General features: G+C 53.5%; 17 protein-coding genes and 4 tRNA genes. 13 read left to right on the forward strand and 8 right to left on the reverse strand.

Going from position 1 to position 18,346, the window contains the following annotated elements:
- Position 1: 1 nt before the first annotated feature.
- Genes ACJJIM_RS15295 through hemA form a run of 4 tightly spaced genes read right to left on the reverse strand, consistent with a single transcriptional unit; the run spans position 2 to position 4,178 of the window.
- The gene (locus ACJJIM_RS15295; protein WP_413663068.1) at positions 2-901 is read right to left on the reverse strand and encodes a cation diffusion facilitator family transporter; all 900 of its coding nucleotides are present in this window, start codon (positions 899-901) and stop codon (positions 2-4) included.
- A gap of 42 nt (positions 902-943) precedes the next feature.
- Positions 944-1,771, reverse strand: a complete 828-nt coding sequence (gene prmC, locus ACJJIM_RS15300; RefSeq protein WP_444911394.1) for a peptide chain release factor N(5)-glutamine methyltransferase — start codon at positions 1,769-1,771, stop codon at positions 944-946.
- 50 nt (positions 1,772-1,821) lie between these two features.
- The gene (prfA, locus tag ACJJIM_RS15305) at positions 1,822-2,904 is read right to left on the reverse strand and encodes a peptide chain release factor 1 (protein WP_282933938.1); all 1,083 of its coding nucleotides are present in this window, start codon (positions 2,902-2,904) and stop codon (positions 1,822-1,824) included.
- Complete coding sequence (gene hemA / locus ACJJIM_RS15310) at positions 2,901-4,178, reverse strand: glutamyl-tRNA reductase (RefSeq protein ID WP_444911395.1); 1,278 nt, start codon at positions 4,176-4,178, stop codon at positions 2,901-2,903. Before hemA ends, prfA begins: the two co-directional genes overlap by 4 nt.
- Before the next feature lie 237 nt (positions 4,179-4,415).
- Between hemA and ACJJIM_RS15315 the strand changes: the two genes are divergently transcribed.
- The 11 genes from ACJJIM_RS15315 to ACJJIM_RS15365 all read left to right on the forward strand — a co-directional run bounded on the left by ACJJIM_RS15315 (position 4,416) and on the right by ACJJIM_RS15365 (position 13,231).
- Positions 4,416-6,233 carry a tetratricopeptide repeat protein gene (locus ACJJIM_RS15315; protein ID WP_444911396.1) on the forward strand — a complete coding sequence of 606 codons (1,818 nt, stop codon included), beginning with the start codon at positions 4,416-4,418 and terminating at the stop codon, positions 6,231-6,233.
- Entirely contained in the window at positions 6,217-6,864 is a 648-nt protein-coding gene (gene lolB / locus ACJJIM_RS15320) for a lipoprotein insertase outer membrane protein LolB (protein WP_444911397.1), read from the forward strand. Before ACJJIM_RS15315 ends, lolB begins: the two co-directional genes overlap by 17 nt.
- 86 nt (positions 6,865-6,950) lie before the next feature.
- Positions 6,951-7,856, forward strand: a complete 906-nt coding sequence (gene ispE / locus ACJJIM_RS15325) for a 4-(cytidine 5'-diphospho)-2-C-methyl-D-erythritol kinase (protein WP_444911398.1) — start codon at positions 6,951-6,953, stop codon at positions 7,854-7,856.
- 11 nt (positions 7,857-7,867) lie between these two features.
- Positions 7,868-7,942 (forward strand) — tRNA-Gln (locus tag ACJJIM_RS15330).
- 355 nt (positions 7,943-8,297) lie between these two features.
- Positions 8,298-9,227 carry a ribose-phosphate pyrophosphokinase gene (locus ACJJIM_RS15335; RefSeq protein ID WP_108735320.1) on the forward strand — a complete coding sequence of 310 codons (930 nt, stop codon included), beginning with the start codon at positions 8,298-8,300 and terminating at the stop codon, positions 9,225-9,227.
- A gap of 188 nt (positions 9,228-9,415) precedes the next feature.
- Positions 9,416-10,036 (forward strand): 50S ribosomal protein L25/general stress protein Ctc, encoded by a 621-nt coding sequence (locus ACJJIM_RS15340; RefSeq protein ID WP_413663073.1) that lies wholly within the window; start codon positions 9,416-9,418, stop codon positions 10,034-10,036.
- Positions 10,037-10,041: 5 nt separating this feature from the next.
- Positions 10,042-10,638 (forward strand): aminoacyl-tRNA hydrolase, encoded by a 597-nt coding sequence (pth, locus tag ACJJIM_RS15345; protein WP_444892988.1) that lies wholly within the window; start codon positions 10,042-10,044, stop codon positions 10,636-10,638.
- Positions 10,639-10,844: 206 nt separating this feature from the next.
- Complete coding sequence (ychF, locus tag ACJJIM_RS15350) at positions 10,845-11,936, forward strand: redox-regulated ATPase YchF (RefSeq protein ID WP_413663075.1); 1,092 nt, start codon at positions 10,845-10,847, stop codon at positions 11,934-11,936.
- Positions 11,937-11,994: 58 nt separating this feature from the next.
- Complete coding sequence (locus ACJJIM_RS15355; protein WP_413663076.1) at positions 11,995-12,948, forward strand: DMT family transporter; 954 nt, start codon at positions 11,995-11,997, stop codon at positions 12,946-12,948.
- A gap of 92 nt (positions 12,949-13,040) precedes the next feature.
- Positions 13,041-13,117, forward strand: a tRNA-Met gene (locus tag ACJJIM_RS15360).
- 39 nt (positions 13,118-13,156) lie between these two features.
- Positions 13,157-13,231, forward strand: a tRNA-Gln gene (locus ACJJIM_RS15365).
- A 118-nt stretch (positions 13,232-13,349) separates the two neighbouring features.
- Here ACJJIM_RS15365 and ACJJIM_RS15370 read toward each other — a convergent pair.
- Entirely contained in the window at positions 13,350-14,432 is a 1,083-nt protein-coding gene (locus ACJJIM_RS15370) for a sulfite exporter TauE/SafE family protein (RefSeq protein ID WP_444911399.1), read from the reverse strand.
- Positions 14,433-14,571: 139 nt separating this feature from the next.
- Positions 14,572-15,279 carry a SapC family protein gene (locus ACJJIM_RS15375; RefSeq protein ID WP_413663078.1) on the reverse strand — a complete coding sequence of 236 codons (708 nt, stop codon included), beginning with the start codon at positions 15,277-15,279 and terminating at the stop codon, positions 14,572-14,574.
- Between the two features lie 431 nt (positions 15,280-15,710).
- Here ACJJIM_RS15375 and ACJJIM_RS15380 point away from each other — a divergent pair, with 431 nt between their 5' ends.
- Both ACJJIM_RS15380 and ACJJIM_RS15385 read left to right on the forward strand, forming a co-directional pair.
- Positions 15,711-15,863 carry a DUF5993 family protein gene (locus ACJJIM_RS15380; RefSeq protein WP_444913398.1) on the forward strand — a complete coding sequence of 51 codons (153 nt, stop codon included), beginning with the start codon at positions 15,711-15,713 and terminating at the stop codon, positions 15,861-15,863.
- A gap of 10 nt (positions 15,864-15,873) precedes the next feature.
- On the forward strand, positions 15,874-16,434 hold the full coding sequence (locus tag ACJJIM_RS15385; protein ID WP_444911400.1) for a disulfide bond formation protein B: 561 nt from the start codon (positions 15,874-15,876) through the stop codon (positions 16,432-16,434).
- Between the two features lie 81 nt (positions 16,435-16,515).
- On the opposite strand, the gene ACJJIM_RS15390 is transcribed toward ACJJIM_RS15385, so the two are convergent.
- Together ACJJIM_RS15390 and ACJJIM_RS15395 are read right to left on the reverse strand one after the other, a co-directional pair.
- Positions 16,516-16,590, reverse strand: a tRNA-Cys gene (locus ACJJIM_RS15390).
- 196 nt (positions 16,591-16,786) lie between these two features.
- Positions 16,787-17,968 (reverse strand): MFS transporter, encoded by a 1,182-nt coding sequence (locus ACJJIM_RS15395; protein ID WP_413663080.1) that lies wholly within the window; start codon positions 17,966-17,968, stop codon positions 16,787-16,789.
- Positions 17,969-18,346: the final 378 nt, after the last annotated feature.

Consider the following 18,346-nt stretch of genomic DNA (forward strand, 5'->3'; position numbering starts at 1 on the left):
ATTAATCACTGACTTTATCGATCACCGTCACTTCGGGCATTGCCAAAGGTTCCGGTTGAAGGGTGATATGATCGATATCGAAGCGCTTGACCAGGGTTTCCCGCAAGCGCTCCAGTACGCTGGGCCAAGCCTGCAAGTCATCCACCACAATATGGGCCGACAGTGAAATAGTGCTGGAATCCAAGCGCCAAATATGGAGATCGTGCACAGAGCGTACCCCGGTTACCGCCGCCAGTGTCTCGCCCACAACCGGAAGGCTCAACTCCCTGGGTACCCGCTCCATCAATACATCGATCGCATCCCTGAGCAGTCGCACGCAGGAAACCAGGATTAACAGACAAATAAGCAGTGAAAGCAGGGGGTCGATGGGTACCCAACCGGTAAAATAAATCACAGCTCCGGAAGCCAGTGCCGCAACAGAGCCCAGCATATCGCCCATCACATGCAAAAGCGCACCGCGAATATTGAGTGTGCGCTCGCCTTTTAATAAAACCCAGGCCGCCAGAATATTAATCAGCAACCCCATGGCCGCAATCAACATCACCGTACTGCCGTGCACCGGCTGTGGGTTGCGCAACCTATCAATGGCCATAAAAGAAATACCGACCACGATCAGTAGCATAATCAGGCCGTTGGTTACCGCAGCTAAAACCTCCGCTCGCCCCCAGCCAAACGACAATTCCCGATCAGCGGGCTTTTTCGCCAGTACTGCGGCAATAGCCCCCAGTGCCAAGGCAAAAGTATCGGTCAGCATATGGGCGGCATCGCCGAGCAATGCCAGGGAACCAGATAGCCAGCCACCTATGGCTTCAACTATGGAAAAACTGAGAGTGAGAACCAGTGCAACAATTAATGGGCGCAAAGCCCCATTGCCGGTTCGGTGGTGGACATGATCATGCATAGGCTCCCTCCTCAAATCCCTGTGGCAGCTCCGCAGGTATCACTATTTTTGCCCTAAGGTAATTCGCTCCCAACCGGAATAATCCCTGCGACTTGAAACTTTATTCAATCCCGCCGCAGAAAAAATATCCCGCACGCTCTCAGCTTGCTGCCAACCGTGCTCCACCATTAGCCAGCCATCGTTTTCCAGGTAATCGCTAGCGGTTGTGGCGATATGCTCAATATCTGCCAAACCCTGTCGCTCTGCCACCAACGCAGTGCGGGGCTCAAAGCGCACATCGCCCTGCACCAAGTGCGGGTCAGATGCATCGATATAGGGAGGGTTGCTAACGATCAGGGAAAACGGCTGTGGCTCTAAACTGGAAAACCAATCGCTCTGGATAACTTGCACATTTTGCAACTTGAGGGAGCGCCGGTTTTCCTCTGCCAGTGCTACCGCAGCGGATGATTTCTCCGCTGCAATAATTTCCCATCCCGGTCGCTCCGACGCCAGAGCCAGTGCAATAGCACCAGTGCCAGTGCCCAGGTCCAGTGCTCGCAACCTGCCCTGGGGGAAAAACTCCAGCGCGGTCTCCACCAACAATTCAGTGTCCGGGCGGGGGATCAGGGTGGAGGAATCCACCTTTAGCGATAGGGACCAAAATTCGCGCTCACCGATAAGGTGTGCCACCGGCTCTCCCGCTTGCCGGCGCTGGAGCAACTGCTCATAGCGCACTTGCTCAGCTTCATTCAATTCGTATTCCGGCCAGGTATAGAGCCAGGTGCGCTCGCGCCCCAACACACTGCCGAGCAGAAGCTCTGCATCCAGGCGCGCGCTGTCGCTATCGGTTAATTGGGCGCAGCGTGCGATATTTTCCTTGACGCTGGTCATGGAGAAAAACCTATAAAAACGCCGCTCGAGGCGGCGTAAAAAATCTGGATTTATTGGGCCAGTGCCGCCAACTGGTCGGCCTGGTATTCCGTACGCAATGGCCCGATCACCTCCCCCAGAGACCCCTGCATAATCTCATCGAGTTTATAGAGAGTGAGGCCGATACGGTGATCGGTAACCCGGCCCTGGGGATAGTTGTAGGTACGGATTCGCTCAGAGCGATCACCGCTGCCCACCAGGCTGCGGCGGGCATCGGAAATTTCCTGGGCCGCCGCCGTTTCCTGCGCAGTATTGAGCTTCGCTTGCAACAGTGCCATCGCCTTGGCTTTGTTTTTGTGCTGGGAGCGCTCGTCCTGACACTCCACCACAATCCCCGTGGGAATATGGGTTAAGCGCACAGCGGAATCGGTTTTGTTAACGTGCTGACCACCGGCACCGGATGCACGGTAGGTATCCACACGCAAATCCGCTTTATTAATTTCAATCGCATCGCGCTCATCCGGCTCCGGCATCACCGCGACCGTACAAGCCGAAGTGTGAATACGACCCTGGGATTCTGTTTCAGGAACCCTTTGTACCCGGTGCGCACCGGACTCAAATTTTAATTTTGCGTAGACATCTTCACCGGCGACGCGAGTGATAATTTCCTTGTAACCGCCGTGCTCACCGAGATTTTCGCTGACAATTTCTATTCGCCATCCCTGCTTCTCCGCATAGCGAGAGTACATGCGGAACAGATCACCGGAGAAAATAGCTGCTTCATCACCACCGGTTCCTGCGCGAATTTCCAGAAAGACATTTTTTCTGTCGTTAGGATCGCGCGGCAACAGCAAAGTCTGTAGCTCTCGCTCCAGCGGCTCCACTTGACCTTCAGCCTCGCGCAGCTCTTCCTGAGCCATTTCGCGCATTTCCGGGTCATCTTCCCCCAGCATCTCCCGAGCCGCGACCATATCTTCCTGCAACTGTTTGTAAGCGCCGTAGCATTTCACCACTTCTTCCAGCTCAGAATACTCGCGGGAAAGATCGCGGAATTGATCCTGATCAGCAATTACGTCGGCGTCGCCCAACAGCGCAGATACTTCCTCGTGGCGCTCAAGCAAGGTTTCCAGTTTATTCAGTAACGATTCTTTCATTGATGCTTTTTCTCTAAATCGATATCGGTGAGATCATCCAACCCAACGACCTCGCGAGCGATACGCAAACGCTCAATATCACCCTCCGCCGTGGCTTTTTTCAGACTGACGGTGGGTGCATGAATTAATTTATTAGTGAGAGAGCGAGCGAGCTGCTCCATCAGTCGACGAGGGTCCTCGCCTTTTTCCAGCTGCAAAAGTACCCGTTCAAGTTCGGAAGTGCTCACTTCCTGGGCTCGCTGCCGGTAGCTCCGAATACTATCCACAGCCTCCAAAGAGCGGCTCTCTTTGGTAAATTCAGCCGCTGCAGCATTTACGATTTCCTGAGCGGCCTCCGCTGCTTTCTCTCGGGAGCGCTTGCCCTCATCAATAACCCCGCGCAGATCGTCCACTGTATACAGATAAACATCATCCAGCTCGCCAACTTCTGATTCGATATCACGGGGTACCGCAATATCCACCATAAACATGGGGCTGTGCCGACGCTTGCGCAGCGCCGATTCGACCGCTCCCTTACCCAGGATCGGCAGCTGGCTCGCGGTGGAGCTGATAACGATATCCGCGCGCGCCAGATGCTCGGGGATATCCGCAAGCAGGATTGCCTCGGCCCCAAAGCTCTCTGCGAGCAACTGGGCCCGGCTCAATGTGCGGTTGGCAACAATGACCTGCTTGATTCCCTGATCGAGCAAATGGCGGGCAACCAGCTCCACGGTCTCTCCCGCACCGATCAACAGGGCAGTCTGCTTTTTCAGGTCGGTGAAGATACGCGAAGCCAGAGAAACAGCAGCGTAGGCAACAGAAACCGGGTTTTCACCGATTGCAGTTTCGGTGCGAACCTTCTTGGCGACGGTAAACACCCGCTGGAATACCCGGTGCAGTTCACTGCCAACACTGCCGGATTCCCGCGCCACCGCATAGGCGGACTTGATCTGGCCGAGGATCTGCGGCTCACCCAACACCAAGGAATCGAGACCACAGGCAACGCGCATCATATGGCGTACCGCTTCTTCATCGCTGTACACATAGGCACAGCCCTTGAGCTGCTCCAGGGGCACCTGGTGGTATTCAGATAGCCATTGCAACAAGGCTTCTGGCTCCACATTTCCGTATATTTCGGTGCGATTGCAGGTAGACAGGATGGCCAGCTCGCGGCACCCCAGTGCTTTTCGCGCATCTCCCAGTGCGCCGGGCATCACCTCGGGGGCAAAGGCCACCCGCTCGCGCACTTCGACCGACGCGCTATCGTGGTTGATACCCAGGGTAAGAATTGGCATAGACTTCCGTTAGTATTAAATCTTAAAAGGCGGAAACCGCACTGGGAGCGCATTTTCATAGGCAGCCGTCTCCCTTGCAAGCGTAAGAGGCAGTAAAATTGCCCGCCGATTTGGCAAGAGCCCCTGCCCACTACCGTTCCAAACCCGATTCACGACTAGAATTATATGGCGATAATCGTTTAAAACACGCCAGTAATACCCAGCTTTCAGCGACAACGTAACGTATGGACACGATCTATGCTCCCACCTCGCGCACATCAGCTTCCGGCCCGAATTTCCAGCCACTTGCTCAAGCTTGCCGCATTCCTTGTAGTATCCGTAATGCTTGCTTCTTGTACCCAGCACCAGACGTCGGCGGCCCCCTCTACAGAAACCGTGAACACAGCACTGGAGCCGAGCAACCTTAAGGGAAAGGAAACCACTGAGTCAGAAGGGCCGGAAGCTAAAACTTTCCCTATTGATACCTTCTACACCCTTCTGGTGGCCGAAGTCGCCGGTATCCGCGAGCAGTACGACGTTGCACTAGCCAATTACTACCACCAGGCGGAGGTCACCAAAGATCCCGGGGTTGCCGCCCGCGCTACACGCATTGCCCGCTTTTTAAATGCCCGCCAGGCCGCCTTGGATTCAGCCAGGCTATGGGTAGAGCTTGAGCCACAAAACGCCGATGCACAGCTAGCCCTCACAGCCGAGCTGACTTTGTCCGGCGACTTACACACAGCCCTGATTCACGCCAGTAAAACCCTGGAACTCGGCGGCAACCCACCCATGCAATCTCTCGCAGCAACCGCTATTGGGCACGAGCAACTCACGGAACAAGCCAAGCGGGAGTTTGCCCGACTGGCAAAAGTCTATCCCCTCGATGACGAGGTTGTGCTCGCCTATGCCATGGTACTGCGCACCGAAAGGGAATTCGCCCGCGCCCTGTCCCTGGTGCGCCGCGTCCAAGAGCACCATCCAGACCAACTGGATGCACCACTGCTGGAAAGTCATCTATTGGTTGATCAGGGCAAGCGCAAGGAAGCCATTTCCCTTCTCGAGCGACTCGTCGGCATCCATCCTTCCGAGAGCCGCCTGCGCCTTCAGTATGCCCGCCTGTTGATTCGGGAGGACCTGGCCCTAGCACGCAAGCAGTTTGCCGAACTGGTTAAGCAGCGCCCTGAAGATGGCAACCTGATTTTGTCGTTGGCCCTAATTCAGTACGAGACCGAGCAAACTGACGAGGCCAAAGTCCTCTTTACCCAACTACTTGAATTACAGCAGCACGAATCCGCTGCTTATTTTTACCTGGGCAGCATTGCAGAAAAATCTGGAGATTTTTCCCATGCAATTAAATATTTCCGCGAAGTGGGGCCTGGTAGTGATTACGTAGAAGCCATTACTCGCGGTACGGAATTACTGGCGAGCCTCGGACAGTACAACACTAACCGGGAGTGGTTTGCTGAACTGAGAAAAAAACACCCCACTCAGGAAGAACATTTTTACCTGATGGAGGTCGAATTACTTCGCAAAAGTGGTGAAGCCAGTATGGCTTTACAGCGAGTAGACGAGGCATTACAAACCAACAGCACCAGCGGTCGCTTGATGTACACCCGCGCGCTGTTGCATGACCAACTCGGCAACGCACAACAATTCGAAAAGGACTTGAGAGACCTGCTGGAAAGAAATCCCGATAACGCCACAGTTCTCAACGCACTCGGCTATAAACTGATTGAAGATAAATCCCGGCACGCAGAAGCCTACCAGTTGATCAGCCGCGCTTTGGAACTCGAGCCTGAGGACCCGGCAATAATCGACAGCATGGGGTGGATAGAGTACCGTCTCGGCAATCACGAAGCTGCGGAAAAGTATCTGCGGCAGGCGATGGAAAAGTTGCCCGACCACGAAATTGCCGCACACCTCGGTGAAGTACTCTGGGTTCAGGGAAACAGAGAAGCCGCCATGAAAATGTGGAGAAAAGGTCTTCTGCTGAATCCCCACAGCAAAATTATTCCGGCTGCCATGAAGCGCCTACAAATCGAAGAGTCACTGGAACAACATGCATCAGATAGCTGACAAGACAACCGCGCGAAGATTCTATCTGTTATTGCTGGCATGTCTGGCAATAATGATTTCCGCCTGTGCCGGACAAAAAACCAAACAAGAACCGGAGCCAGGTTCCCCCACTGAAAATCAAAATCCGGCACCGCAAACAGTAGCTGAATTTACCCAGTGGAATCTCAAGGGCAAGCTGGGTGTTCGCTCCCCCAAAGAAAACGGCAGCGCTAACCTGGCCTGGCTTCAGGGCGGTGCAGAGAATTTTCGCCTGCATCTCAGCGGTCCGCTCGGAGCGGGCACTACCGTCATCACCGGCTCAGCCGGTGGAGTCAGTTTGGTGCGCGGTAGCGAGCCGCCAATTTATGCGCGCAACCCGGCACAGCTAACCCAGGAAGCACTGGGCTGGCCCCTGCCCGCTCGGGAGATGTTCTACTGGGTGCGCGGTCTTCCCGCGCCCGGCGCCAAAAGTGGTGAGCAGCGCAACGCCCAGGGCCAGCTGCAAAGCCTACAACAATCCGGCTGGGCCTTGAGTTTTAGTGAGTATCGCAGCGAAGGCTCCTTTATGCTGCCAACCCGGATCAAAGCACAAACCAACAGTCCCACTGGCCCGGTATCCGTCACCCTGGTGATTAAAGACTGGGGTTTGTAGAGAGTTTCACATAACTCTGCCAATGCCCAAATCACAGCATGCAGGTATTATGGCGATCCTGTAATTGATTGACTCCTTTTTGCCTCATGCTGCTAACCCTGCCCGCTCCAGCAAAACTCAACCTGATTCTGCGCATTCTCGGCCGTCGCCCGGATGGCTATCACGAGTTACAAACCCTGTTCCAACTTCTCGATTTCGGCGACTTATTGGAATTCAGTGAGCGCAGCGATGGCATTGTCAGTGTCGATGCCGGCCAGCTGGATGTAGCTGAAGAAGACAACCTGGTTTATCGCGCAGCCCAATTGCTGCGCAAACAAGCTGAGCCGGACCGACAAAATTCTCTCGGCGCCTCTATTCGGTTGATAAAGAAGTTGCCTCACGGCGGCGGCATCGGTGGAGGCAGTAGCGATGCCGCCACCACTTTGCTCGGGCTCAACCACTTATGGCAGTGTAATTTATCGATCGATAAACTGGCGGAGCTGGGGCGGCAATTGGGCGCGGATGTTCCAGTTTTTGTGCGCGGGCGCACCGCTTGGGCGGAAGGGGTTGGTGAAAAATTAACCCCAATAACCACCGAGCAACGCCACTACCTGGTTGTCTCAACTGGTTGCGAAGTGAGCACTGCAAAAATTTTTCGCGATTCACGTTTGACAAGAGATTCAGTCGCAATTACATTAGCGGCCCTTCGCGAGGAGCAGGCCAACGAGATGCGACTCGGCAGCGAAAAACTGGAAACATTTTCCGGCAATGACTGCCAGCCATTAGTTGAAAAGCTCTACCCTGAAATACGCGATGCCAGAGAATGGCTCGAGCAATTTGCTCCAGCACAACTCACCGGCACCGGGGGCTGCATTTTTGCGGCATTCCCTACGGCAGAGGCAGCCATTGAGGCACACGCCAAACTGCCTGAAGTGTGGCAGGGTTTTACAGCAGCGGGTGTATTGGTTTCACCGACACATCAAGCGCTAGCGAAAATCTCCTCAGATTTTTGAGGAAACATTACTGGGGCGTAGCCAAGCGGTAAGGCAGCGGGTTTTGATCCCGTCATGCGAAGGTTCGAATCCTTCCGCCCCAGCCACTTTCTTTATATGCAATGGCACAGTCAAAAACCGGTTCCGACATGATTCAGTCTACGCTGATCCAGCCGGCCCAGGCCATTCGCACAGGGCTTTACAGAGCCACTCCCCAATTTTTAAAGAATCCTGAAGGCAGGCTTGAATGCAAGCGCCCGATGGTTGTGCGAGCACGCACCCAGAGCAACCCGTTGAGCAAGGAAAAAAACTGTGGCCAAAACCCTGTTTTTATCCGCGCAACAGTGCGCCGCTCAACACAAAAGTGTTGCAGCAAAAACCCTGACTGCTAGCAAATATGCAGGCATCTACACTTCAATTCACTTCAAGACAGAATTAAAGGAACTCGCAGTGGCTGACTTAATGGTCTTTACCGGCAACGCAAACCCGGAACTGGCACAGAAGGTTGTCGACCATATGGCGATCCCCCTGGGTGAAGCCACGGTCAAGCGCTTCTCCGACGGCGAGATTGCAGTAGAAATTACCGATAACGTACGCGGCCGCGACGTTTTCGTGGTGCAATCCACCTGCCAACCCACCAACCGCAACCTGATGGAACTGATCCTGCTGGTAGACGCCCTGCGCCGCGCCTCCGCCGGCCGCGTTACCGCTGTAGTCCCCTACTTTGGCTACGCCCGCCAGGATCGCCGCGTAAGATCCCAGCGCGTGCCGATTTCCGCAAAAGTGGTTGCCGATATGATGGTAAGCGTAGGTATCGACCGCGTATTAACCGTCGACCTGCACGCGGAACAGATCCAGGGCTTCTTCGACGTTCCTGTGGATAACGTTTACGGCTCCTCTGTCCTGCTCGACGATATCGAGCGCCAAAAGTACCAGAACTTGGTGGTGGTATCCCCGGATATCGGCGGTGTTGTGCGCGCCCGCGCCGTGGCCAAGAGCCTCGACTGCGACCTGGCCATTATCGACAAGCGCCGCCCAGCCGCCAATGTTGCTGAAGTCATGAACATTATCGGTGAAGTCAGCGGCCGCACCTGCCTGCTGGTAGACGACATGGTCGACACGGCCGGCACCCTGTGTAACGCCGCCAACGCACTAAAAGAGCACGGCGCCGAGAAAGTTGTCGCCTACTGTACCCACCCGGTACTGTCCGGCAACGCCATCACCAACCTGAACAACTCCGTTCTGGATGAGCTGGTGGTTACCGACTCCATCCCCCTGGGTGACAAAATGGAGAAGGCACCAAAAATTCGCCAGCTGACCCTGTCTGCAATGCTGGCCGAGTCCATGCGCCGTATCAGCAATGAGGAATCCCTGTCCGCAATGTTCCGCTAGGAACTTGCCGATCAAGGTATCCCTGCGCCCCGCATGCCGGGGCACTTTGCCTTTAGCGCTGATTCCCGTAGAATACGCGCCCGCCCGGCACTGCCGGGCGATTACTTTGGGCCCAGTGCCCATTTAACATCCATGCCAGAGCGGTCCGGTCGCAGGTCACTCTGGACAGACAACCCGAGGTTTATCCCATGTCTGATATTAAATTGAACGCCATTGCCCGCAGCGATGAAGGGAAAGGTGCGAGCCGCCGCCTGCGTCGCCTGGAAGGCCGTGTACCCGGCATCATCTACGGCGGTGAAGCAGAGCCTGCTTCTATCTCCGTGCTGCACAAAGACCTGACCAAAGCTCTGGAAAACGAAGCTTTCTTCTCCTCCATGCTGACTGTTGACGTAGACGGCAAAGAAGAAAAAGTTATCCTGCGCGACCTGCAGCGTCACCCGGCTAAAGCCCTGCTGCTGCACATCGACTTCCAGCGCGTATCTGCCAACACCAAAGTACACGTTAAAGTACCTCTGCACTTCCTGAACGAAGAGAGCAGCAAAGGTGTTAAGGCTGGCGGTATCGTTTCCCACACCCTGACCGAGCTGGAAGTTAACGCTCCTGCCGGCAAGCTGCCTGAGTTCATCGAAGTGGACCTGGCCGACCTGGAGATGGACGGCGTACTGCACATCTCCGACCTGAAACTGCCGGAAGGTGTTGAGTCTGTGGCGCTGAGCCACGGTGCAGACCACGACCTGGTTGTAGCTTCTATCCACAAGCCTCGCGGCGCTGTGGAAGCTGAAGCCGAAGCTGGCGAAGGCGAAGAGTAATCGCCTTGGCTGCGGCACCGGATACTCCGATCCAGTTGATTGTCGGCCTGGGAAACCCCGGACCGGAATACGATCGGACGCGACACAACGCCGGTGCCGACTTTGTTGTCGAGCTGGCCCGCCAACAAGGCACCCAGCTCAGCCTCGACAGCAAGTATCACGGCCTCACTGGCCGTGTGCGGGTCGGCAGCCAGGATATCCGGCTGCTGATTCCCACCACCTATATGAATCGCAGTGGCCAATCTGTCGGCCCGCTGGCGAACTTCTTCAAGATTCCCCCGGAAGCCATTCTGGTCGCTCACGATGAGCTGGACCTGGCCCCCGGTATCGCGCGCCTGAAAGCCGGCGGCGGTCACGGTGGACACAACGGCCTGCGGGATATCATTGCCGCACTGGGCAACAACCGAAACTTTATGCGCCTGCGACTCGGCATTGGCCACCCCGGCAGCTCGAGCGAAGTGGCCCGGTTTGTACTCCAGCGAGCCCCCAGGGCGGAACAGGAAACACTGGCTGATGCGATCGATCGCTCGATCGACGTTCTGCCCACCGCCGCTTCCGGCGACTGGGGCGCAGCCATGAAAACGCTGCACACCAACAAATAGATCCCACCCGCCGGCTTGCCTTTTGCCGCGGAAATCTCGATAGTGTGCTGCGCTAAATTGCCGGTATTTTCCCGGCTGGCCCGGACCCTGTGGTGGCCGAGACATCCCGCCCATCCAAAATCCCGCCAGCGCAACCACTACCGGACCTCAAACGCAATTAGCAGAGCGCGCTGTATGCGCCTCGGGCAAACGGAAAAAATATCACCATGGGTTTTACTTGCGGTATTGTCGGCCTACCTAATGTGGGCAAATCCACCCTATTCAACGCATTGACCAAAGCGGGTATCGATGCGGAAAACTTCCCCTTCTGCACCATCGAGCCCAATGCAGGGGTCGTGCCGGTACCAGATCCCCGCATCGACAAGCTGGCTGAGATCGTCAAGCCGGAAAAGGTAATTCCCACCACCATGGAATTTACCGATATTGCCGGTCTGGTTGCGGGCGCCTCCAAAGGTGAAGGTCTGGGTAACAAGTTCCTCGCCAATATCCGCGAGACCGACGCTATCGCCCACGTTGTGCGCTGCTTCGAAGACGATAACGTTATCCACGTCGCCAACCAGGTACACCCGGTAGCGGATATCGAGGTGATCAACACCGAGCTGGCCCTGGCCGACCTGGACACTGTGGAAAAGGCCCTACAGCGCTTTACCCGCGCCGCCAAGGGGCAGGACAAGCACGCGATCAAGATGAAAGCGTTGCTGGAAAAAATCCAGCCACACCTGGATGAAGCCAAGCCGCTGCGCTCTTTCGAGCTTTCAGAAGACGAACTGGCGGACCTGCGCGAACTGAGCCTGCTCACTATCAAGCCCACCATGTATATCGCCAACGTGGACGAAGATGGTTTCGAGAACAATCCGCACCTGGATGCTGTAGCTGCCATCGCTGCTGAAGAGAACGCGGTACTGGTACCTATCTGCAACAAGCTCGAAGCGGAAATTGCCGAGCTGGACGACGAAGAGAAGCAGGAGTTCCTGGAAGAACTGGGTATGGAAGAGCCGGGGCTGAATCGCGTGATCCGCGCCGGCTACCAACTGCTGGGCCTGCACACCTACTTCACCGCTGGCGTGAAGGAAGTTCGTGCCTGGACCATCCCACTGGGCGCCACCGCTCCCAACGCCGCCGGTAAAATCCACACCGATTTTGAAAAGGGTTTTATTCGCGCAGAAGTGATCAGCTACAGCGATTACATTGACAACAACGGTGAGGCCGGCGCTAAAGACGCGGGTAAATGGCGCCTGGAAGGCAAGGACTACATTGTCGCCGACGGCGACGTAATCCACTTCCGTTTTAACGTCTAACCGCCTCTCCTTTTTTTGCCTCCCCACCTCGGGGAGGCGCGCCACCCGTGTAAATTCCATGGCTCAATCAAACTGGAAAGTCGGCCTGCCCCTGGCGCTGATTACCGTATTTATGTGGGCAACCCTGCCCATCGCTCTCAAAGGACTTCTCGAATACATCAGTCCCGGTACCGCCACCTGGTATCGCTTTGCCGGTGCAGCACTGTTAGCGGGCGCCTACTACGGACAAGCGCGCAAATTACAGCTCAAGCCACTATTCAGTCGCGGCTTACTGCTTTTCACCTTCCTAGCCGTTGCCGGCCTTCTTGTGAACTACCTCGCCTACGCCAGTGGACTCAATTACATCACCCCTGGTGCCGCTCAGGTTGTAATCCAGCTGGCCCCCCTGCTTCTACTGATATCCAGCGTGCTTTGGCTGGGAGAGCGCTTCTCTCTGCGTCAGTGGAGCGGCGTGGTACTGGTAGTAATCGGGCTACTGCTATTTTTTAACCAGCGCCTGGAAGAGCTGACCAGTGGCGCCGGCGGCGAATACCTGCTAGGGCTCGGCTATATCCTGATCGCCGCTGTCACCTGGGCTATTTACGGTTTTTTCCAGAAGAAAATATTGAGCCGCGCAACACCCCAGGATTTACTGGTAGTGATTTATATCGCAGGGACCCTGTTCTTCCTGCCCATGGCGGAGCCAATGAAGGTTTCCCACCTGGGCTGGCTCGAGTGGGCGCTTTTAGCGTTTCTCACCGCCAATACGCTGATCGCCTATGGGGCTTTTAGCAAGGCACTAGCGCACTGGGAGGCATCCAGTGTCAGCGCAACCCTGTCATTAGTGCCAGTCATCACCCTATTGTTCAGTACGCTGATTAGCTCTATCTGGCCCAACTATATTACAGTTGAGCCGCTCAACTGGATTAGCTGGGCCGGCGCCGGCGCCGTAGTACTCGGTTCTGCCCTCGCCGCAATCAGTTCCAAGCGTGGTTCTGAGCAGTCCCGGGCATCAGATGAAAAAAATCGCTAACTATCTGAAAAGAATACAAAAAAAGTGTTGACACCCCCGGCCCATCGTTTAATAATGCGCGCCCTCGGGACAGCCGAGACAACAAAAGAAATGGCAAGGTAGCTCAGCCGGTTAGAGCGCAGCACTCATAATGCTGAGGTCGGGAGTTCGAGTCTCCCCCTTGCTACCATTTCAAATCACAGAGACTATTCTTTGTGAACCTTGAAACTGGGGCGTAGCCAAGCGGTAAGGCAGCGGGTTTTGATCCCGTCATGCGAAGGTTCGAATCCTTCCGCCCCAGCCATATTCCCAAATTATCTAGCAGGCCCAAGTCTGGGCAGCAATCAAAAGCTCAACAGTTTTTATCTGATTCTGAGAATAGTTCGCCAGAATTCGCCCGGCGAACGCAATCCAAAAATCAACTACTCGGGCAGCACCACACCATTCGCTTCCATAACGGTTGCTCCGGCACTATCAGACTCAAGGGCAGTAGTACCTGAAGTTGCTGCAGGCGTTCGCACTTGTTCCCTGCGCAAACCAAGGGCCCGCAACCACTCAAACCCCGCCAGGCAGCACAGCAATGCCAGTATTACTAGCGGACCGCCATATCCCTTCATAGCCTCACTCTCGGACATACAAGTCCACACAAGCTGCACAACGCACAGGAAGGCCACAATCAACAGGGTCGGTTTGCGTCCCAGCAAGCTAACAACAAATACGCCCAGAGGCGCCCCCAGGGCCACTACGGGTGCCGCCGCCAGCCAATTCCCAAACACCCCAGGCTGCCAATCTCCCGCCAGCGACTTCACTATTACTCCGAGTACCGAGCAAAATGCCATGATCACCACGGATGTAGGGATCGCCACCTTGAGATCCACCCTGCTCAACAACACAAGAGCCGCATACACCAGCATGTCCACACCCACACCGGTAACTGCCACCACGCAAAAGCCGGCAAAAGCACCCAATAGCAAGCCGACACGAAAATCTGTTGGGCACTGAGGGTCCCCCGCGTGCTCACAATCAGTAATTTCGCTGAGGCGATACAAATGAAAAATGCCAAAACTGCCCCAGAGGACGGCAAAGGAAAGCTTCACCCAGAGTTCGGGTATCAGAGGGGCAAACAGTAGGATACCGGCGGGAGTCGCCAGAAGAGAGCCCAGCAGTGCCCCCCGCAACATCGACCAGGCCAACTGCTGGCGCCGACAGAGAATAAACAAGCTGGCACTGACCATCCCTATCGACTGAACCGCAAAACTAAAGTCGCGACCCAGGCTTGCCGGCATATCAAAAAACAGCACCAACACGGGAAACCCAACTGTCCCGCCTCCCATCGGCGTAGAACCTGCGGCATAGCTACCCAGCGCCATCGCCAGGGCCATGGACCAATGCTCGAGCGCCAGGGCCAGGTTCTCGCCCTGTAAAATCAGGAACAACCAAACACCGTAAAACAGAACCAACCAAGCGAACCAATAGCGAAGAGAGAATCGCGCCACGTTTTTCATCTTATTATTTGTGAGCTAAAGCGTCAGAGGGAGACAATAGTGGTACGAGTGTGAGATGGGATCAAGACAAGATTTGGCGAGTTCGCCTGTCACGGCTAGAAGGGTCGCCCGGCAGACTCAGCTGCCGGGCAAAGCGCAATTAGTTCAAGCGCTTCTTGCGGATCAGGTTTTGAACCTGCATAGAGGACATCATAGAGGCGTAGATTGCCGGCAGCGCGCCACGCTTACGCAGCTCCAAGAAGTCTTCATCAGACAGCTTGTTAAGCTTTTCTTCATCGATAACAAAGAAACCTGTCAGATCGTAAGGCTTGTCATCTTCGCTAACACGGAGAGTCAGTTTCTTCTGGGTCAGCAAGTCCTTGGAAACCAGGAACTCGATAAAAGAGTCAGTCACTGCAACACGCTGTGCAGTTTCAACCACCGCCTGGGCGCGATTCTTCAGGAAGTCAGTTTGCTCGCCTTCCCCATCGAACAGCGCTTCACCTTCAGAGTCGCTCAACATCTTGGAGTCTTCGTCGATACACAGTATGGCCTGATCAGCGTTGTCTGGGTTCTTCACCAAAACAAACGGATAAGTACGCACTTGCAACGGAATGTAGCTGCCATTCCAGCCATCAGCGCCCGAGAAAAGGTTTTCACCAGGGCGCAAGCCCGTGAGCGCCACAACTTTAAACTGATCAGCATTCTGGTCTTTAACGAACAGGATCGGGTAGCTCTGGGCTGCCTGTACTATCTCCTGAACTACCAGCGGCAGGACGTGATTACTGCTTACATGGTCAAAAGTAATGTCTTGGGTGAGTTTCAGGTTGCCATGTGCCTTTTTATCCAAAGCTTTGATCTGTGCCATAAGTACAACTCCTAGCTACTTTTATAGTTACTAAATTTTCAGAGATACCCTAACGTACCACTTTTCTACGCATCTACGATGACAAGTGCTTCCCGACAGTCGCCGGAAACCAAAGCCAGCATTAAACAGGGAAGAAGCCCAGCTGGCAAACAAAGTCCGCCAACATTAACCTAAAGACAAATTTATTTGGTTAAGTTCGCACTATTCAAGACTGTCGAACCAACTAAATTCACTGCTCCTCCCTTCAAACGACTCAGCAATGTTCAAAATCGACGAATCGAGTATCAGTTAGCCAACCCTGACAGGTAGGTCATCACCTGTATCGCCCCACCCTCACCTCTACAACTATCGTAAGAAGTGGTGTTTTTTTATACGATTGAAGAAGTGGTTGGAGTGAGTTCGATGCAAAAACCGAGGGGCGCCTCATTATGATGAGCCTACTATTTCTCTTCCATCTCCTTGCAATGGCTCTAGCCGTGAAGAATTACCACACCCTAGCAACCGCAACATTCATTTTTGCCTTGATATCAAGCATCGCCTGGCTGGGCTATCACACCGGCGACAATCTCAACTTAGCCTTGTAGAGGATGGTGAATGGGGCAAACATTTCGAGAGCTTAATGCACTGGGCATACTCGCCGTATGTGCCGTACTCGTCGCCGCAGAGTACTTTCAATTAGTGAATGGAGAAATGCCCTGCCCTCTCTGTTTGCTTCAACGAATTGGGCTCACAGGAGTCTTATTTGGCCTGATGCTAAATGTACTCTATGGCAATCGCCCACTACATTACAGCCTGGCTACACTGTCAGCGCTATTTGGTGCCGCTACCGCACTGCGCCAAGTCAGCCTACATGTTATTCCCGGAACACCAGGTTATGGCGATCCATTAATGGGATATCACTATTACACCTGGGCACTGATTATCTTCTACATGACAATTATTGGCATCGCAATTATCAGTGCATTTAATAAGCAATATGGGAAACCCATATTTATTAGCTTTCGAGATCAGAGAGCACTCGGAAAAACGGCCATAGTGACTGCATTTTCAATTACCACACTTAATATATTCATAACCTTCGCAGAGTGTGGACCTACTGCCTGCCCGGATAATCCAGACAACTATTGGCTCTTTGGCGGGATCATCGGAATTTAACAGCAAGCCGAGAAAAGAAAAGGGGCGGGGCTATACAAAAGACAGCTTGCCAAGCATATATCCATAGATCAACAGAATAAATGGAGGCCAGGACCGGATTCGAACCGGTGAAAAACGGTGTTGCAGACCGTCGCATTTCCTCTCTGCCACCTGGCCACAAAAAAACCCGGCGCTTTCGCTCCGGGTTCTTTGACTCTACGGAAGCAAAAACGCTTCCGAATAAATTTACAGAAGCACGCAGGCTGCCTGACAGCAACATATAGACAGAAGTTCTTGCGCGTATTTCATAGTAAATTGTCTTGTTTAAGTTGCCGCCAAGAATAATGGAACAAAAACTCCATTTCAACTCTTTCTAGGTAGCCCCAGAATACTGCCCAACCCTAACCTCATTACCGGGCAACGGCTGCTCTGGAACCAGCTGTGCCAGCCCAAGAGAAATTAAGGCCATTAAAGACCCCGCAAAGAATACCATTGGCGGAGAGACAAGCCACAGCAGGCCGAATACTATAGGGATAACCACTGCGGCAATATGATTGATAGTGAAGCTGACTCCAGCTGAAGCTGCGATATCTCGCTCATCGACTATCTTCTGGAAGTAGGTTTTAATCGCAATTGCCATAGAAAAAAACAAATGGTCAATAATATATAATGCCGCTGCCAGCGCAGCACTTTCTACCAGCGCATAACCCGCAAATACCAGTATCAGGCCAATATATTCCAAAGTGAGGATACGGCGCTCGCCAAACCGAACGATAAACTGTCCGATCTTCGGTGCGATATACAAATTAAGTAAATGATTTACCGTATAGAGAGCAGCAACCTCCCCCACACTGTATCCAAATTTTTCCACCATCAAAAAACCAGCGAATACTATAAAGATCTGCCTGCGAGCCCCACTCATCATCGTGAGCGCATAATAGAGCCAATAGCGTTTCCGCAGAATAAGCTTCTTATGCTGGCTGTGGGGCTGAGCAAACTGAGGGAAAAGGACCCAGGCACCTAAAGCAATGACAATGGTCGCGCCACCACCAATTAAATAAACCCAGGAATAATCCAAACCTGCGAAGTTCATTAATCCCCATACCAAACCATAAGCCAGAAGCGCGGCAAAGGAACCTGCGGCAGCCATACGCCCCATCCAAACTGCTGCTGTTTGTTTGGGAAACCACTGGAGTGCCAGGGAAGTCTGCAAGGTCTCATAAAAATGAAATCCCGTAGACATTAAAAGTGTAGTGAGTAACAACCCGGTCAATGAAGGATACAGCCCCGTTAGCATCACCCCAAGGCCAGTTGCTACCAAGGAGATTATCGCCAGTCTCTGCTCCCTGACAAAAAGTAATACAAAGACCACTAGGAAGGCCAAAAAGCCAGGTATCTCACGCACACTTTGCAACAAACCAATATCTGCACCGGTAAATGCTGCCTTTTCAATAACAAAGTTATTAAGTAACGTATTCCAAACAGCAAATGAGAGCGGCATCGAAGCTGCCAGAATAAGCAAAAGAATTTCAGGCCGGCGAAGACGTTGTAGCATAAATGACCTCCTATAGCTAAGGCCCGCAATATACGCCCTCAATATCCAACTGTAAAATTATAAAAATAGTACTGAAGAATGAGTTTTCATCGAGAATATTGCAGCTCATAAAATTAAATACTAATTAAGCCATTAAATAGTGGTAACACCGACCAACAACTTGCTCAACTGCCCGAAAAACGGTGAACAAGACGTACCAATTGGAAAAGTAGCAAGCCATCTAATTATGTATAAATTCCCGCTAATCATGTATTTTTAATGAGATGAGGAAGCTTAGCTCACTACATATAATGACTAGAATCAGACAACTCCAACCTAAATTCACCTATCCTTTAACTGCTATATGTCTAGGCGCCTTACACCACAGCATGACTGATT

This window comes from Microbulbifer maximicatervae (SeqCode), from assembly GCF_052467615.1.

What these genes read in the sequence shown, in the direction of transcription:
- ACJJIM_RS15385 (WP_444911400.1), top strand. Translation starts at nt 15,874, where the DNA reads ATGGGGCAAACATTTCGAGAGCTTAATGCACTGGGCATACTCGCCGTA.
- prfA (WP_282933938.1), bottom strand. Translation starts at nt 2,904, where the DNA reads ATGAAAGAATCGTTACTGAATAAACTGGAAACCTTGCTTGAGCGCCAC.
- ACJJIM_RS15380 (WP_444913398.1), top strand. Translation starts at nt 15,711, where the DNA reads ATGAGCCTACTATTTCTCTTCCATCTCCTTGCAATGGCTCTAGCCGTG.
- prmC (WP_444911394.1), bottom strand. Translation starts at nt 1,771, where the DNA reads ATGACCAGCGTCAAGGAAAATATCGCACGCTGCGCCCAATTAACCGAT.
- ACJJIM_RS15295 (WP_413663068.1), bottom strand. Translation starts at nt 901, where the DNA reads ATGCATGATCATGTCCACCACCGAACCGGCAATGGGGCTTTGCGCCCA.
- ispE (WP_444911398.1), top strand. Translation starts at nt 6,951, where the DNA reads ATGCTGCTAACCCTGCCCGCTCCAGCAAAACTCAACCTGATTCTGCGC.
- ACJJIM_RS15370 (WP_444911399.1), bottom strand. Translation starts at nt 14,432, where the DNA reads ATGAAAAACGTGGCGCGATTCTCTCTTCGCTATTGGTTCGCTTGGTTG.
- ACJJIM_RS15340 (WP_413663073.1), top strand. Translation starts at nt 9,416, where the DNA reads ATGTCTGATATTAAATTGAACGCCATTGCCCGCAGCGATGAAGGGAAA.
- ACJJIM_RS15335 (WP_108735320.1), top strand. Translation starts at nt 8,298, where the DNA reads ATGGTCTTTACCGGCAACGCAAACCCGGAACTGGCACAGAAGGTTGTC.
- ACJJIM_RS15315 (WP_444911396.1), top strand. Translation starts at nt 4,416, where the DNA reads ATGCTCCCACCTCGCGCACATCAGCTTCCGGCCCGAATTTCCAGCCAC.
- ACJJIM_RS15395 (WP_413663080.1), bottom strand. Translation starts at nt 17,968, where the DNA reads ATGCTACAACGTCTTCGCCGGCCTGAAATTCTTTTGCTTATTCTGGCA.
- lolB (WP_444911397.1), top strand. Translation starts at nt 6,217, where the DNA reads ATGCATCAGATAGCTGACAAGACAACCGCGCGAAGATTCTATCTGTTA.
- ychF (WP_413663075.1), top strand. Translation starts at nt 10,845, where the DNA reads ATGGGTTTTACTTGCGGTATTGTCGGCCTACCTAATGTGGGCAAATCC.
- ACJJIM_RS15355 (WP_413663076.1), top strand. Translation starts at nt 11,995, where the DNA reads ATGGCTCAATCAAACTGGAAAGTCGGCCTGCCCCTGGCGCTGATTACC.
- ACJJIM_RS15375 (WP_413663078.1), bottom strand. Translation starts at nt 15,279, where the DNA reads ATGGCACAGATCAAAGCTTTGGATAAAAAGGCACATGGCAACCTGAAA.
- hemA (WP_444911395.1), bottom strand. Translation starts at nt 4,178, where the DNA reads ATGCCAATTCTTACCCTGGGTATCAACCACGATAGCGCGTCGGTCGAA.